Annotated in this window: 14 protein-coding genes; 7 read left to right on the top strand and 7 right to left on the bottom strand. The window is 71.2% G+C overall.

What is annotated here, in order from left to right:
• Positions 1-54 precede the first annotated feature (54 nt).
• Both Q5425_RS20320 and Q5425_RS20315 read left to right on the top strand, forming a co-directional pair.
• On the top strand, positions 55-1,191 hold the full coding sequence (locus Q5425_RS20320) for an acyl-CoA dehydrogenase family protein (protein ID WP_308673818.1): 1,137 nt from the start codon (positions 55-57) through the stop codon (positions 1,189-1,191).
• Positions 1,192-1,240: 49 nt separating this feature from the next.
• On the top strand, positions 1,241-1,789 hold the full coding sequence (locus tag Q5425_RS20315) for a Uma2 family endonuclease (protein ID WP_308673817.1): 549 nt from the start codon (positions 1,241-1,243) through the stop codon (positions 1,787-1,789).
• Between the two features lie 52 nt (positions 1,790-1,841).
• On the opposite strand, the gene Q5425_RS20310 is transcribed toward Q5425_RS20315, so the two are convergent.
• The 3 genes from Q5425_RS20310 to Q5425_RS20300 are packed head-to-tail and all read right to left on the bottom strand — an operon-like array spanning position 1,842 to position 4,446.
• Positions 1,842-3,059 carry an amidohydrolase gene (locus Q5425_RS20310; protein WP_308673816.1) on the bottom strand — a complete coding sequence of 406 codons (1,218 nt, stop codon included), beginning with the start codon at positions 3,057-3,059 and terminating at the stop codon, positions 1,842-1,844.
• A 20-nt stretch (positions 3,060-3,079) separates the two neighbouring features.
• Positions 3,080-3,574: a GNAT family N-acetyltransferase gene (locus Q5425_RS20305; RefSeq protein WP_308673815.1), complete on the bottom strand. Its 495-nt coding sequence runs from the start codon at positions 3,572-3,574 to the stop codon at positions 3,080-3,082.
• Positions 3,541-4,446, bottom strand: coding sequence for an aldose 1-epimerase family protein (locus Q5425_RS20300; protein ID WP_308673814.1), 906 nt, complete (start codon positions 4,444-4,446; stop codon positions 3,541-3,543). The genes Q5425_RS20305 and Q5425_RS20300 overlap by 34 nt, the downstream gene beginning before the upstream one ends.
• A gap of 66 nt (positions 4,447-4,512) precedes the next feature.
• On the opposite strand from Q5425_RS20300, the gene Q5425_RS20295 reads away from it, so the two are divergent.
• The 3 genes from Q5425_RS20295 to Q5425_RS20285 are packed head-to-tail and all read left to right on the top strand — an operon-like array spanning position 4,513 to position 6,757.
• The gene (locus Q5425_RS20295) at positions 4,513-5,091 is read left to right on the top strand and encodes a TetR/AcrR family transcriptional regulator (protein ID WP_308673813.1); all 579 of its coding nucleotides are present in this window, start codon (positions 4,513-4,515) and stop codon (positions 5,089-5,091) included.
• Entirely contained in the window at positions 5,091-5,927 is an 837-nt protein-coding gene (locus tag Q5425_RS20290; RefSeq protein WP_308673812.1) for an MBL fold metallo-hydrolase, read from the top strand. Before Q5425_RS20295 ends, Q5425_RS20290 begins: the two co-directional genes overlap by 1 nt.
• Positions 5,924-6,757: an MBL fold metallo-hydrolase gene (locus Q5425_RS20285; protein WP_308673811.1), complete on the top strand. Its 834-nt coding sequence runs from the start codon at positions 5,924-5,926 to the stop codon at positions 6,755-6,757. The genes Q5425_RS20290 and Q5425_RS20285 overlap by 4 nt, the downstream gene beginning before the upstream one ends.
• 43 nt (positions 6,758-6,800) lie before the next feature.
• Here the strand turns inward: Q5425_RS20285 and Q5425_RS20280 are convergent, their stop codons facing one another.
• The 3 genes from Q5425_RS20280 to pdxH all read right to left on the bottom strand — a co-directional run bounded on the left by Q5425_RS20280 (position 6,801) and on the right by pdxH (position 9,492).
• A complete protein-coding gene (locus Q5425_RS20280) occupies positions 6,801-7,355 on the bottom strand; it encodes a DUF3558 family protein (RefSeq protein ID WP_308673810.1) in 555 nt (184 codons plus the stop codon).
• A gap of 22 nt (positions 7,356-7,377) precedes the next feature.
• On the bottom strand, positions 7,378-8,643 hold the full coding sequence (locus Q5425_RS20275) for an MFS transporter (RefSeq protein WP_396135201.1): 1,266 nt from the start codon (positions 8,641-8,643) through the stop codon (positions 7,378-7,380).
• A 171-nt stretch (positions 8,644-8,814) separates the two neighbouring features.
• Positions 8,815-9,492: a pyridoxamine 5'-phosphate oxidase gene (gene pdxH / locus Q5425_RS20270; RefSeq protein WP_308673808.1), complete on the bottom strand. Its 678-nt coding sequence runs from the start codon at positions 9,490-9,492 to the stop codon at positions 8,815-8,817.
• A 220-nt stretch (positions 9,493-9,712) separates the two neighbouring features.
• Here pdxH and Q5425_RS20265 point away from each other — a divergent pair, with 220 nt between their 5' ends.
• Positions 9,713-11,395, top strand: a complete 1,683-nt coding sequence (locus tag Q5425_RS20265; protein WP_308673807.1) for a hypothetical protein — start codon at positions 9,713-9,715, stop codon at positions 11,393-11,395.
• Positions 11,396-11,441: 46 nt separating this feature from the next.
• Here Q5425_RS20265 and Q5425_RS20260 read toward each other — a convergent pair whose 3' ends face one another.
• The gene (locus Q5425_RS20260; protein WP_308673806.1) at positions 11,442-12,152 is read right to left on the bottom strand and encodes a TetR/AcrR family transcriptional regulator; all 711 of its coding nucleotides are present in this window, start codon (positions 12,150-12,152) and stop codon (positions 11,442-11,444) included.
• 89 nt (positions 12,153-12,241) lie between these two features.
• On the opposite strand from Q5425_RS20260, the gene Q5425_RS20255 reads away from it, so the two are divergent.
• A complete protein-coding gene (locus Q5425_RS20255; RefSeq protein WP_308673805.1) occupies positions 12,242-13,342 on the top strand; it encodes a lipase family protein in 1,101 nt (366 codons plus the stop codon).
• Positions 13,343-13,349 lie beyond the last annotated feature (7 nt).

Here is a 13,349-nt window from a genome sequence, read left to right as displayed (position 1 = left end):
TGTACTCTCGATAGGCCCACAGTACTGTTTTCAGTACAGCTTTGGAGGACGCCGATGCCCGCCGAACGCCTGCTGCCCGATTCGGACGCCGAGGACCTGGTCGCGCTGACCAGGGAGATCGCGCGCGACGAGCTCACCCCGCGGGCGGCGGCGGCCGAGGAAGCCGAGCAGTTCCCCCGCGAGCAGTTCCGCCTGCTCGGCAAGTCCGGGCTGCTGGGCCTGCCGTACGCGGAGCGCTGGGGTGGCGGCGCCGTGTCGTACGAGGTCTACCTGCAGGTCCTGGAGGAGATCGCGGCGGCGTGGATGACGGTCGGCGTCGGCCTGTCGGTGCACACGATGTCCTGCTACGCGCTGTCGGAGTACGGCACCGACGAGCAGCGCGACCGGTGGCTGCCGGACATGCTCGAAGGCTCGCTCCTGGGCGCGTACGCGCTGTCGGAAACGCAGGCCGGTTCGGACGCGGCGGCGCTGTCGACGCGCGCGCGTCTCGACGGCTCGGACTACGTCGTCGACGGCACCAAGGCGTGGATCACCCACGCGGGGGTGGCGGACTTCTACACGACGATGGTCCGCACGGGCCCGGACGAGATCTCCTGCCTGCTGGTGGATGGCGCCACCGAAGGTCTTTCGGCGGCCCCCCGCGAGCGCAAGATGGGCCTCACCGGCTCCCCGACCGCCCAGCTGGTCTTCGACGGCGCGCGCGTCCCCGCCGAGCGGCTGCTCGGGTCCCCGGGCGCCGGGCTCCGCATCGCGTTGTCGTCGCTCAGCTCGGGCCGGCTCGGGATCGCGGCGTGCTCGGTGGGCCTGGCCCAGGCGGCGCTGGACGAAGCGGTGGCGTACGCGAAGGGGCGCTCGCAGTTCGGCCGCCCGATCATCGACTTCCAGGGCGTCGAGTTCCTCCTGGCCGACATGGCGGCGACGGTGGAGGCGGCCCGGGCGCTGTACCTGGACGCGGCCCGGCGGCGGGACCGCGGGATGCCGTTCAAGCGGCAGGCGTCGATCGCCAAGCTGGTGGCGACCGACGGGGCGATGAAGGTGACGACCGACGCGGTCCAGGTGCTCGGCGGGGCCGGCTACACGCGGGACTTCCCGGTGGAGCGGTACATGCGGGAGGCGAAGGTGCCGCAGATCTTCGAAGGGACGAACCAGATCCAGCGGGTCGTCATCGCCCGGGAGCTGAAGAACGCCTGACCCGGTCGAGCGACTCCTGTCGCGCACCGGTGACGGATACCGTGGCGGCATGCCCGGTCATCTGCTGACCATCGACGAATACGCGGCGCTCGACGGCACCGGCTTCACCGAGCTGGTGGAAGGCCGCGTGGTGACCTCGCCCGGCTCCGGACGGCGACACGACGTGGCCGTGTGCCTGCTGGCCGGCCGGCTCGAGCGCCAGCTGCCGCGCGGGCTCGCGTTTGTCGTCCGCAACGACCTGGACCTGTGCCTGGCGCCGGACGGCGAACCCGGCTTCGCCCGGCGGCCGGACCTGCTGATCGTCGGCCGGGCCGCGATCGCCCGCGGAACGGGCCTGTTCCGGGCCGACGAGGTCCTCGTCGTCGTCGAGATCGTGGCTCCGGACTCGAAGCGCACCGACTACCAGGTCAAGCACGACGAGTACGCGGACGCGGGGATCCCGCACTACTGGATCGTCGACATCACCGAGCCGGTTTCGCTCGTCGCCTGCCGCCGAGCCGGTGCAGCCGGCTACCGGGACGCCCCGGCGGTCACCGGCACCTTCACCACCGACGTCCCGTTCCCGGTCGACATCGACCTCGACGCCCTGGTCTCCTGAACAGACGGGCGGCACGCCGGAACCGCCCGGTTACCGGCGTGCCGCCCGAGACTCAGCGGGCCTCGCGGTAGCGGCGGTCCTTCGACACACCCTCGCCCAGCGACTCGTCGAAGTGGTACACCTCGTCACCGCGGACGAACACGCGCAGCGCCCGGTTCATCACGTCCAGCGGATCGCCGGACCACAGCACGACATCCGCGTCCAGCCCGGGCTTCAAGGAGCCGATCCGCTCGTCCAGCCCGAGCATCGACGCCGGGTTGACGGTCAGCGACCGCAACGCCGTCACCGGGTCGAGGCCGTCCTTGACCGCCAAGGCCGCCTGGTAGACGAGGAAGTTGATCGGGATCACCGGGTGGTCCGTGGTGATCGCGATCTTCACGCCCGCACGGGCCAGGATACCGGCCGAGCGCAGCGTGCGATTGCGCACCTCCACCTTGGACTTCGTGGTGAACAGCGGCCCGAGGATCACCGGCACGTCGCGCTCGGCGAGGAGGTCCGCGATCAGGTGGCCCTCGGTGCCGTGGTTGATGACCAGCTTGTAGCCGAACTCGTCGGCCAGCCGCAGCGCCGTCACGATGTCGTCCGCGCGGTGGACGTGCTGGTCCCAGTACAGCTCGCCGTCGAGGACCTTCGACAGCGTCTCCAGCGTCAGGTCGACCTCGTGCGGCTTGCCCTCGGACTCCGCGTGCGCGCGCTTCGCCTGGTAGTTGCGGGCCTTGGTGAACGCCTCGCGCAGGATCGCCGCGACCCCCAGCCGCGTCGACGGCGTCTGCTTCTTGTCCCCGTACACGCGCTTCGGGTTTTCGCCGAGGGCGCTCTTCACGCTGACGTGCTCCGCGAAGGTCATGTCCAGGATGCTGCGGCCCCAGGTCTTGACACCGATCGTCTGGCCGCCGATCGGGTTGCCCGACCCGGGCTTGATGACGACGCTCGTGACGCCGCCGGCCAGCGCGTCGTCGAAGCCGGACTCGTACGGGTCGATGCCGTCGATGGCGCGGAAGCGGGCGCCGTTCGGGTCGGTCATCTCGTTGGTGTCGTTGCCGGCCCAGCCTTCGCCTTCCTCGTGCACACCGAGGTGGGCGTGGGCGTCGATGAAGCCGGGCAGCACCCAGGTACCGGCCGCGTCGACGAGTTCGGCGTCCTCCGGGATGTCGACGTCGGCCTGGGTACCGACCGCGACGATCCTGCCGCCGTCGATGAGGACCGTGCCGCCGTCGATGGGATCACCGTCGATGGGGACGACGTAGCCCCCGACAATTGCCTTCGCCATAGTTCGCCACGCTAACGAACTCACCCGGGCGCGTGCACGCGGGCCTTCTCCAAGTGCACCAGTTCGTGGTTGTTCTCCGGCGTCCGGTGCGTCTCCCGGTAGCCGTGCTTGGCGTACAGGTGCAACGGCCCGGCGCTCTTCGAGCCGGTGAACAGCCGGAACAGCGTCACCTCCGCCGGGGCCGCGGACTCCACGAACCGCAGGAGCCCGCCGCCCAGCCCGGCCCCCTGCCGGTCCGGCGCGACGACCAGGCGCCCGATCACCCCGACCGGCCCGGTCACCGTCAGCCGCACCGATGCCACCAGGCGTCCCGACTCGCGAATGCCCCAGGAAAGACCTTCGAGAGCCACCCGCGTCTCGTCCAGGGTCTCCAGCAGCGGCGGCAGGTCCAGGTCGCCGTGCGCGCGGGCCTCGGTGACGTACGCGGCGCGTTGCAGCGTCAGCACTTCGCCCGCGTCGGCGACGCTCAGGCGGAGCGGATTCACCGGACCCGGATGCCCCAGCTGCCCGACCACGAGGCCGACGGCTCCAGCTCGATCAGGTCGGTGCCCGTGTTGAGCGCGTCGGCGGGGCAGGTCATCGGCTCGATCGCGACCGCGCGGCCGCGGCCGACCAGGTCGTCCGGGGTGAACACCTGCGCCCAGCGGAAGTCGGGGCCGGTCCAGACCAGCAGCTCCTGGCCCTCGTGACTGAGGACGACGTGGTGCAGGCCGTCGTCAGCGGCTACGAGGCCGCCGAACGCCGTGTCGAGGTTGACCCCCTTCAGCACCCGGCCGGCGCGGAAGTCGTACTCGGTGTCCTCGACGTCCTGCTCCTCGGCGTACGGCATCTGCTCGTCGGGCAAGGACGGCCGGACGCGGCTCGCGGGCAGCGTGAGCGTGAGCTCGTCGGTCGGGACGTCGCCGATGCGGAAGTAGGGGTGCGTGCCGACGCCGACGCCGACCGGCTGCTCGCCTTCGTTGCGGATCTCGTGGGTGACGGTCAGTTCGCGCGGCGCGAGCTCGTACGTCACGGTCGCGCGCAGCGGCACCGGCCAGCCGGGCTGGACCGCGACGTCGACGGCCAGGGTGATCGACGACTCGGCGTGCTCCACCAGCTCCCACTCGAGGTGGCGGGTGAGGCCGTGGATGGCGTTGCCGCGCGCCTCCTCGGTGATCTCGAGCTGCTGCTCCTCGCCCTGGAACGTCCACCGGCCGCCCTTGGTCCGGTTCGGCCAGGGCAGCAGCACCTGCCCGGCGCCCTTCGGCGGGTTCGCGTCCTCGGGGAACTCCTCGACGTACGGCACGGCGCCGACTTCGAACACGCGCAGCCCGGCACCGATTTCGGTGACGACGGCGCGCGCGTTGCCGCGCGTGATCTCGAACTGCTGACCGGTCGGGTTGCCCATGCGCAAGACCTTACCGATCCGCGAATTAACTAGACCGGTCGTCATAGTTTGCGCTACGGTCGGGTCATGGTTCGCCGCACCGACACGCGGCAGCGGATGCTCGACACCGCCGCCGACCTGTTCCAGACCCAGGGTTACCACGCCACCGGCCTCACCCAGCTGACGACGGCCGGCGGCGCGCCCAAGGGGTCGCTCTACTTCCACTTCCCCGGCGGCAAGGAGCAGCTCGCCGCCGAAGCCGTCCGCTTGTCCAGCGAGCGCACCGGCGCTCTCCTCGAAACGATCCTGACCGACGCCCCCGATCCCGCGACCGCGATCGACCGGGCCGTCGACGCCCTCGCGGGTTTCCTCGCCGGCTCGGACTTCCAGCGCGGCTGTCCGCTCGCGACGGTGGCGCTCGACGCCGCCGCGGCGAGCGAGCCCATCCGGGAAGCCTGCGCGGACGGCTACGCGTCCTGGCACGGCGTCCTCGGCGAGTACTTCGCCGCGCAGGGGCTTTCCGCCGAGCGTGCCGACGAGCTCGCCACCATCGTGCTCGCCGCGATCGAAGGCGGCCTGCTGCTGGCCCGCACCCGCCGTGACGTCGCGCCGCTGCGCGCCATCGCCGCCCACCTGCACACCACCCTCGACCGGGAGTTCTCCTGATGCGCGTCCACCACCTGAACTGCGGCACCCTGCGCCCGCTGGGCGGCAAGCTGATCGACGGCCGGCCGGGCGTGTTCCGGCGCGCCACCATGGTCTGCCACTGCCTGCTGCTCGAGACCGACACCGGTCTCGTGCTGATCGAGACCGGCATGGGCACGCCGGCCGCGGTCGACCCGAAGGCGTGGCTGGGCGCGGGTTTCGTCCGCCAGTCCGGCCCGGTCGCGGCCCCCGCGCAGCCGGCGATCGCGCAGATCCGCGCGCTCGGCTTCGACCCGGCCGACGTCCGCGACATCGTGCTGACCCACCTCGACCTCGACCACGCCGGCGGGCTCATCGACTTCCCGTGGGCGCGGGTGCACGTCTACGCCGAGGAGCTGCGGGCGTTCCGGGAACCGCGGGACGCCGCCGAACGCGGCCGGTACCGCAGGATCCAGTTCGCTCATGGTCCACAATGGACGTCCTATGCGGACACAGGCGAGCCGTGGTTCGGCTTCGACGCCGTCCGGCAGCTCGACGGCCTGCCGCCGGAGATCCTGCTGGTCCCGCTCTCCGGGCACACCCGCGGGCACGCCGGGGTCGCCGTCGACACCGGGCACGGCTGGCTGCTCAACGCCGGTGACTCGTACTTCTTCCACGGGCAGGTCGATCCGGCCGCGCCGCACTGCCCGCCGGGGCTGAAGTGGTTCGAGGGCCGCATGGAGACGGTGCCGGGCGCCCGGCTGGACAATCACCGCCGCCTGCGCCAGCTTGTTCAGGAGCACGGCGACGAGATCACCGTCTTCGCCGCGCACGACGAGACCGAATTCCTCCGGCTGAGCACCAGGAGCAGCGTATGAAGGTGCACCACCTGAACTGCGGGACCATGCGGCCGCCCGGCGGCAAGCTGCTCGACGGCGAGCCCGGCCTGCTGCGGCGCTCGGAGCTGGTCGCCCACTGCCTGCTGATCGAGACCGGCGACAGCCTGGTGCTGGTCGACACCGGGTTCGGCAGCCAGGGCGTGGCGCACCCCGGCGAGTGGCTGGGCCGCCCGTTCCTGACGCTGGTCGGCGCGAAGCCCGCGGCCGCCGAGACGGCCGTCGCGCAGATCAAGGCGCTCGGCCTCGACCCGGCCGACGTCCGGCACATCATCGCGACGCACCTGGACGTCGACCACGCGGGCGGGCTGGCCGACTTCCCGAACGCCGTCGTCCACGTCCGGTCCGAGGAGCACCGCGCGGCGACGTCCCCGGCGAACGCGGCCGAGAAGAGCCGCTACCGCGCGGCGCAGTTCGCCCACCGTCCGCTGTGGAGCACCTACGACGAGCGGGGCGAGCCGTGGTTCGGCTTCGAAGCGGTGCGCTCGCTCAAGGGCCTGCCGGAGGAGATCCTGCTGCTCCCGTTGACCGGCCACACGCGCGGCCACACGGGCGTGGCGGTCGACACGGGCGACGGCTGGCTCCTGCACGCCGGCGACGCGTACTTCTTCCACGGCCAGCTGAACCCGGTCGCCCCGCACTGCCCGCCGGGCCTGACGGCGTTCCAGAACATCGTCCAGACGCTGCGCGGGCCGCGGCTGGAGAACCTGGCGAGGCTGCACGAGCTGGCGCGGACCCACCAGGACGAGGTCCGGGTGTTCTCAGCGCACAGCCCGGTCGAGCTGGCCGCGCTGCGCCGCCGATCCGGATGATCTTCAGCCCCAGCCGAGCCGCCGACGACTCGGCTGGGCTTGATCAGCTCGCGGCGAGGGCCTGCTTGACCAGCGGGACGAGCTGCTCCGGCGTCATCTTCGCCGGGCCGGTGTAGTTGACCAGCACCGGCGTGCCCGCGACCAGTTCGGCCGAGGCGAGCGTCGCCGTCTTCTGCTCGTCGACGTAGTAGACGGCGCCGTCCGGGAAGCCGGCGACGTCCTTCGCACCCGGCTTCGCCTTCTTGATCGCCGCGAGCATCTCGGCGGGCTTGCCCTGCTTGCCTTCGTAGCGGGTCACCGCGAGCGCGCCGGCGGCCTTGCCGTCGTGCTGGTACTCGCAGCTGCGCGCCTTGCCGCCGTTGGCCGCGTTGTCCTGGGCCGGGCCCGGCACCGCCTTGAGGTTGTCGAGGAACAGCGCCTTCGACACGGCCTCCGCGGGCAGCAGCTTGCACGGGTCCAGCGACGCGGCGGCGGCGTTGGTGCTGGACGGCGCCGGCTTCGGCGCGGCGGACGACGACGGGGCCTTCGACGGCTCGTCCCCGGAAGAGCAGGCAGTCAAAGCGGCGAAAGCGACAATTGCGACGGCTACGGTACGCATGTCCGCACCCTAACCCGGGTGACTACGTCGTGGGGGCCCGGTATCGCCAGAAGGCCGGGAGCAGGAACATCGACGCGCAGACCAGCACGATGACCAGCAGCCCGCCGACGCTCGCCGCGGCCGCGGTGCCGAACGAGGCGGCGCCCCAGCCGTGGGTGACGTCGGCGATCCGGGGACCGCCGGCGACCACGACCGTGAAGACGCCCTGGAGCCGTCCGCGCATCTCGTCGGTGGTCGCGACCTGCAGGATCGCCATCCGGTAGACGGCGCTGACCATGTCCGCGGCGCCGGCCAGCGCCATGAAGACGACGGCGAGCCACAGCGAGTGCGCGAGCCCGAACGCGGCCACCGCGGCACCCCACGCGCAGATCGCGACGACGACGGCGACACCCTGGCGGTGGATGCGCGTCAGCCAGCCGGAGAAGAGCCCGATCAGCATCGCGCCCAACGGCAGGGCGGCGTAGAGCCAGCCGAGCGCGGGCCCGCCGCCGGGCGGATCACCGAAGGTGCGCTCGGCCATCTCCGGGATCAGCGCCCGCGGCATCCCGAAGACCATCGCGATGATGTCGACGACGAAGGAGGCCAGCAGGACCTTCTGCCCGGCGAGGTACCGGAAGCCGTCGACGACGTCACGGACGCCCGCGCGGCGCGACGGGCCGTTGAGCGGCGGGATCGACGGCAGCCGCCAGACGGCGATGAGGGTGATCGTCAGGGCGACGACGTCGATCAGGTAGAGGGTGGAGAGGCCGAGGACGGGGATCAGCGCCCCGGCGAGCAGCGGCCCGAAGACGGCGCCGAAGGTGGACATGGTGCTGTTGAGGGCGTTGGCCGACGGCAGCAGCTCGGCGGGCACGAGCCGCGCGACGACGGCACCGCGGGTGGGCATGTTGATCGCGAAGAAGGCCTGGTTGGCGGCCAGCAGGCCGAGGACGAGCCAGACGGAGCCGAAGTTCGCGAAGGCCTGCAGCCAGAGGAGCGCGGAGGTGATCGCGACGCCGACGTTGGTGACGAAGAGCAGCTTCCGCCGATCGACGGCATCGGCGACGGCACCGCCCCAGAGCCCGAAGATCAGGAGGGGGACGAGGGCGACGAGCCCGGTGAGGCCGACGTAGGCGGAGGACCCGGTGAGGTCGAAGACCTGCTTGGGCACGGCCACGGCGGTCAGCTGGGTCCCGACGGCGGTGACCACAGTGGACAACCAGAGCCGCCGGAAGGCGGGGATCTTCAGCGGCCGCGTGTCCACGATGATGCGGCCGAGGACCTTGCGAATGCCCGAGCGGGGCGGCAAGGTCCCCGGTTCACCAGTCACGACACATCAGCTTAGCCGGGCTAAGTATCTCGGCGCAGGTGATTTACCTCGCCCGGCCGAGCGCCCCAATGTGGCGTTCGGTGCGTCCAGCGCACCCAATGTGGCGTTCGGTGCGTTGGACGCAACCAACGCCACATTGGGGCGCTTGAATCAGGGGGCGACGCGCTCGATGTTCCACCCGTCGTCGTTCCGCATGTACCGCAGCCGGTCGTGCATCCGGTCCTCGCGGCCCTGCCAGAACTCGACCGTGTCCGGGCGGATCCGCCACCCGCCCCAGTGCGGCGGCGCCGGGATCTGCTCGACGTCCGCGAAGCGCCGCTCGATCCCGTGCAGTGCATTGTCCAGCGCGCGCCGTCCGTCGACGACCCGGGACTGCGGGGACGCCCAGGCCCCCAGCTGGGAGCCGCGGGGGCGCTGGGCCCAGTACTCCGCCGTCTCCTTGACCCCGACCTTCTCGACCTCGCCGCGGACGTGGACCTGGCGGTGCAGCGCGTACCACGGGAACGTCACCGACGCGTACCGGGTCGCCGTCAGGTCGTGGCTCTTCGTGGACGTGTAGTTCGTGTAGAACACGACGCCCCGGTCGTCGAGGCCCTTGCACAGCACCGTGCGGGACGAGGGGCGGCCCTCGGCGTCGGCGGTGGCGAGCACCATGGCGTTCGGTTCCGCGATGCCCGCCGCGACCGCCTGGTTCAGCCAGCCCTGCAGCTGATCCGTCCAGGTGGCGGCGAGAGCGGATTCGTCGAACGCGGCGCCGTCGTAGGCGACGCGCATTCCGGGAAGGCGTACTACGGCGTCTTCCACCTGGTCCTCGATCTCCGGCATCATCGCCAAACCTCCACGCCCGGTCGGGGCATCAGTCGACTTCGGCTCTAGGCACGTTAGGGCCTTCCGAGCTGCGGCGGAACCCACTGAACGGTGACACCCGCCACCCGCCGCCCGTAACCGCAGGACAACAAGCCGTAACTCCCGCGTTACCTGCCGGACCAGGATCGATACAGCACGCACCTACCTTCGGCCCGTTCCCCACCCACCCCCGGAGGCAGGCATGACCGAGACCCTGTCCAACGCCGAAGAAGCCGAAGAAAGCGCCGAGCCGAAACGCCGGTACGCCCCGCTCGCGGCGAACGAAAACCGCGAGGACTACTCACTGCGCTTCGCCGCTCATTCGTTCCGGAAATGGTCCCCGTTCGTGGTTGCGACGACGGCGCTGGGCGGCATCGCCTACCTCGCCGACTTCGCGATCGGCGCCAGCATCGTCCTCTCCTACGGCTTCACGTCCGGGGTCCTCGCGATCCTCGCCGCGGCCGTCGTCATCTTCGTGACCGGCGTGCCCATCGCGGCCGCCTGCGCGAAGTCCGGAGTGGACATGGACCTCCTCACCCGCGGAGCCGGCTTCGGCTACTTCGGGTCGACGCTGACGTCGCTCGTCTACGCGAGCTTCACCGTCATCTTCTTCTCCCTCGAAGGCTCGATCATGGGGCAGGCCTTCGAGCTCGCCCTCGGCATCCCGCTGCCCATCGGCTACCTCCTCGCCACGCTGATCGTGCTGCCGTTCGCGCTCTACGGCATGGGCGCGGTCGCGAAGATGCAGACCTGGACGCAGCCGCTGTGGATCGCCGGGCTGGTGCTGCCGTTCGTCGTCGTCCTGGTCCGGGAACCGGGCAAGTTCGCCGAATTCACCCACTTCGGGGGTACCGAAGGGGCCGGCGCCGGGTTCTCCGCGATCGGCTTCGGCCTTGGCATGGGGGTGGCGCTGTCGCTGATCGGGCAGATCGGGGAGCAGGCCGACTACCTGCGGTTCATGCCCGAGAAGACCGCCGAGAACAAGCGGTCGTGGTGGGCCGCGGTGCTCGCCGCCGGGCCCGGCTGGGTGATCCTCGGGGCCGCGAAGCAGATCGGCGGCGCACTGCTGGCGTTCCTCGCGCTCGGCGTCGTCGGGAAGACGCACGCGCTGGAGCCGATCGCGCCGTACCTCGAAGCGGTGAAACCGGCGCTCGGGCCGGTGGCGCTGACGTTCGCCGCGCTGTTCGTCGTCGTCTCGCAGATCAAGATCAACACAACGAACGCCTACTCCGGCTCGCTGTCGTTCGCGAACTTCTTCTCCCGCGTGCTGCACCGCCACCCCGGCCGGGTCTGGTACGTGCTGGTCAACTGCGGGATCGCGCTCGCGCTGATGGAGTTCGGCGCGTTCGGCTTCCTGAACAAGATCCTCGGCTTCTACTCGAACGTCGCGATCGCGTGGATCGGCGCCGTCTGCGCCGACCTGGTGATCGCCAAGCCGCTCGGCCTCTCACCGCGCTACATCGAGTTCAAGCGGGCCTACCTGCACAAGATCAACCCGGTCGGCTTCGGCTCGATGGTGGTCGCGTCGGCGGTGTCGATCGCCGCGTACTTCGGCGCGTTCGGACCGTTCCTGGCCGCGTTCAGCCCATTGCTCGCCCTGGTCATCGCCATCGCGGGGGTCCCGGCGCTGGCCGTCGCGACGCGGGGCAGGTACTACCTGGCGCGGCCGAACACGGTCGCCGGCCCGGACACCGACGTCGACCTGCGGGCCACGCACACCTGCTCGGTCTGCGGTGACCCGTACGAGCTGCCGGACGTCGCCGACTGCGCGAAGCAGGACGGGCCGATCTGCTCGCTGTGCTGCACGCTCGACAACACCTGCCACGACGTGTGCCAGACGACCGGCCCGGTCGCGCTCGGCCTGCCGTCGGTCCGGACCCCGTAGGGTCCGTGAGGGCCCTTTCCCGGCGTCCGCAGCCGGGAAAGGGCCCTCACGTTCGCCGGGCTCCCCCCTGCTCCCCCACCCGGCTTGACTCTTCCACGCCGGAGGCAGCGCCGGGGTTGCCGGGAACCGCCAAGATTTTTTCCGGCCGCAGGATGGCCGCCAGCATCAGCGCGCGCAGCTCCGCGCCGACGTCCTCCACCGGCAGCGGCGGCTCGTGCGCCTGCCACTCGCGCAGCAGGCCGGTGGCCGCGCCGACCAGGGCGATCGCCGTCAGGCGGTAGTCGCGATCGGGCGCGGCGCCGTGCTCGGCCGCCCGCCGCGCCTCGGTCTCGATGAAGGTCGCCCAGCGGTCGACCCACACCTGGTGCTGCTCCTCCAGCTCCGCGCTGACGCCGACCGCTTCGACGTAGTTCAGCCGCGGCAGCCGGGGGTCCACGGTGACCGTGTCGATGAAGACGTCGAGCAGCGTGGCGATGCGGGTCACGGCATCGGCTTCGGCGACCTTGTCGAGCGCGGCGGTGACGTGCTCGAGCGCGAGGCTGTTGATCCGGTCGTGGAGGGTGCGCAGCACGTCCTCCTTGCCGGTGAACTCCTCGTAGAAGTTCCGCGTCGACACCCCGGCCCGGGCGCACATCTCGGTGATCTTCGTGAGCCGGAAACCGGTGGAGGTGAACAGCTCGAGACCGGCCGTGAGCAGCCGCTCGCGGCGGTCGGCGCGACGTTGTTCGGGTGCGACTCCGCCGTACGTGCGAGCCAACGGTTGTCTCCTCCTTCTGAGGGATTGCCGGATCCTACCGGGCTGGCTAAATTGTGAAAACCTCGATTACCACACAACCGGAGGCAACGATGCTTCGTCGGTTATTGGTCGCCGTCGCGCTCCTTTTCGTGACAGCCGCCCCCTCGGCCCACGCGGACCCGGGCGTCCTCCTGGAACAACAGCCGACGACGGTGTTCGTCGGGCCCTTCCCGGCGCCGGTCAAAGCCTGGCACCTCCGCTATCGCTCGACGTCGGCAACCGGTGCGCCGAACGCCGTCTCCGGCACGCTGCTGGTGCCGCCGACGCCGTGGCTGCGCGGCGGCCCTCGGCCGCTGATCACGTACGCGGTGGGGACGCACGGCCTCGGCGACCAGTGCGCGCCGTCGAACCTGCTGGCCCACGGCATCGAGAACGAAAGCGCGCTGCTGGCCCAGGCGTTGTCGCAGGGCTGGGCCGTCGTCGTCACCGACTACGAAGGTCTCGGCACCCCGGGACCACACACGTACGCGGTCGGCCAGTCCGAGGGCCGCGCGGTGCTCGACGCGGCGCGGGCCGCGTCCCAGGTGAGCGGCGCGGGGCTGTCCCCGTCCGGTCCGGTGGGCGTGTTCGGCTACTCGCAGGGCGGTCAGGCCGCGGCGTGGGCGGCCGAGCTGCAGGGCACGTACGCGCCTTCGCTGAACGTCGTCGGGGTGGCGGCCGGCGGGGTCCCGGCGGACCTGAACGCGGTGTTCGCGTCCAACGACGGCGGCGCGGCGTTCGGCCTGGTCCTCGGCGCAGCGACCGGCATGGCGGCGGCGTACCCCGACGTGCCGTTCGCGTCGATCCTGAACGACCGCGGCCGCGAGGCGGTGGCACGCGTGTCGAAGGCGTGCACGATCGAACTGGGCGCGGCGGCGCCGTTCGCGCACCTGGCCGACTTCGTGACGGTGCCGGACCCGATCCACGAGCCGCACTGGCAGGCCCGCCTGGCGGAGAACTACCTGGGCACGACGGCCCCGAAGCCGCCGGTGTACCTGTACCACGGGACGCTGGACGAGCTGATCCCGTTCAGCGTCGGAACGGCGTTGCGCGACCGCTGGAAGTCCCTGGGCGCGAAGGTGACGTGGCAGGAGTTCCCGCTGCTGGAGCACATCGGCGGGGTGTCGATCGGCGGCCCGGCGGCGATGACCTGGCTGGGCACGAAGTTCTGACGGTTCC

Source organism: Amycolatopsis sp. A133, from assembly GCF_031082405.1.
In the GTDB taxonomy this organism is placed as follows: Bacteria; Actinomycetota; Actinomycetes; order Mycobacteriales; family Pseudonocardiaceae; genus Amycolatopsis.
This window is presented reverse-complemented; position numbering and strand designations above follow the sequence as displayed.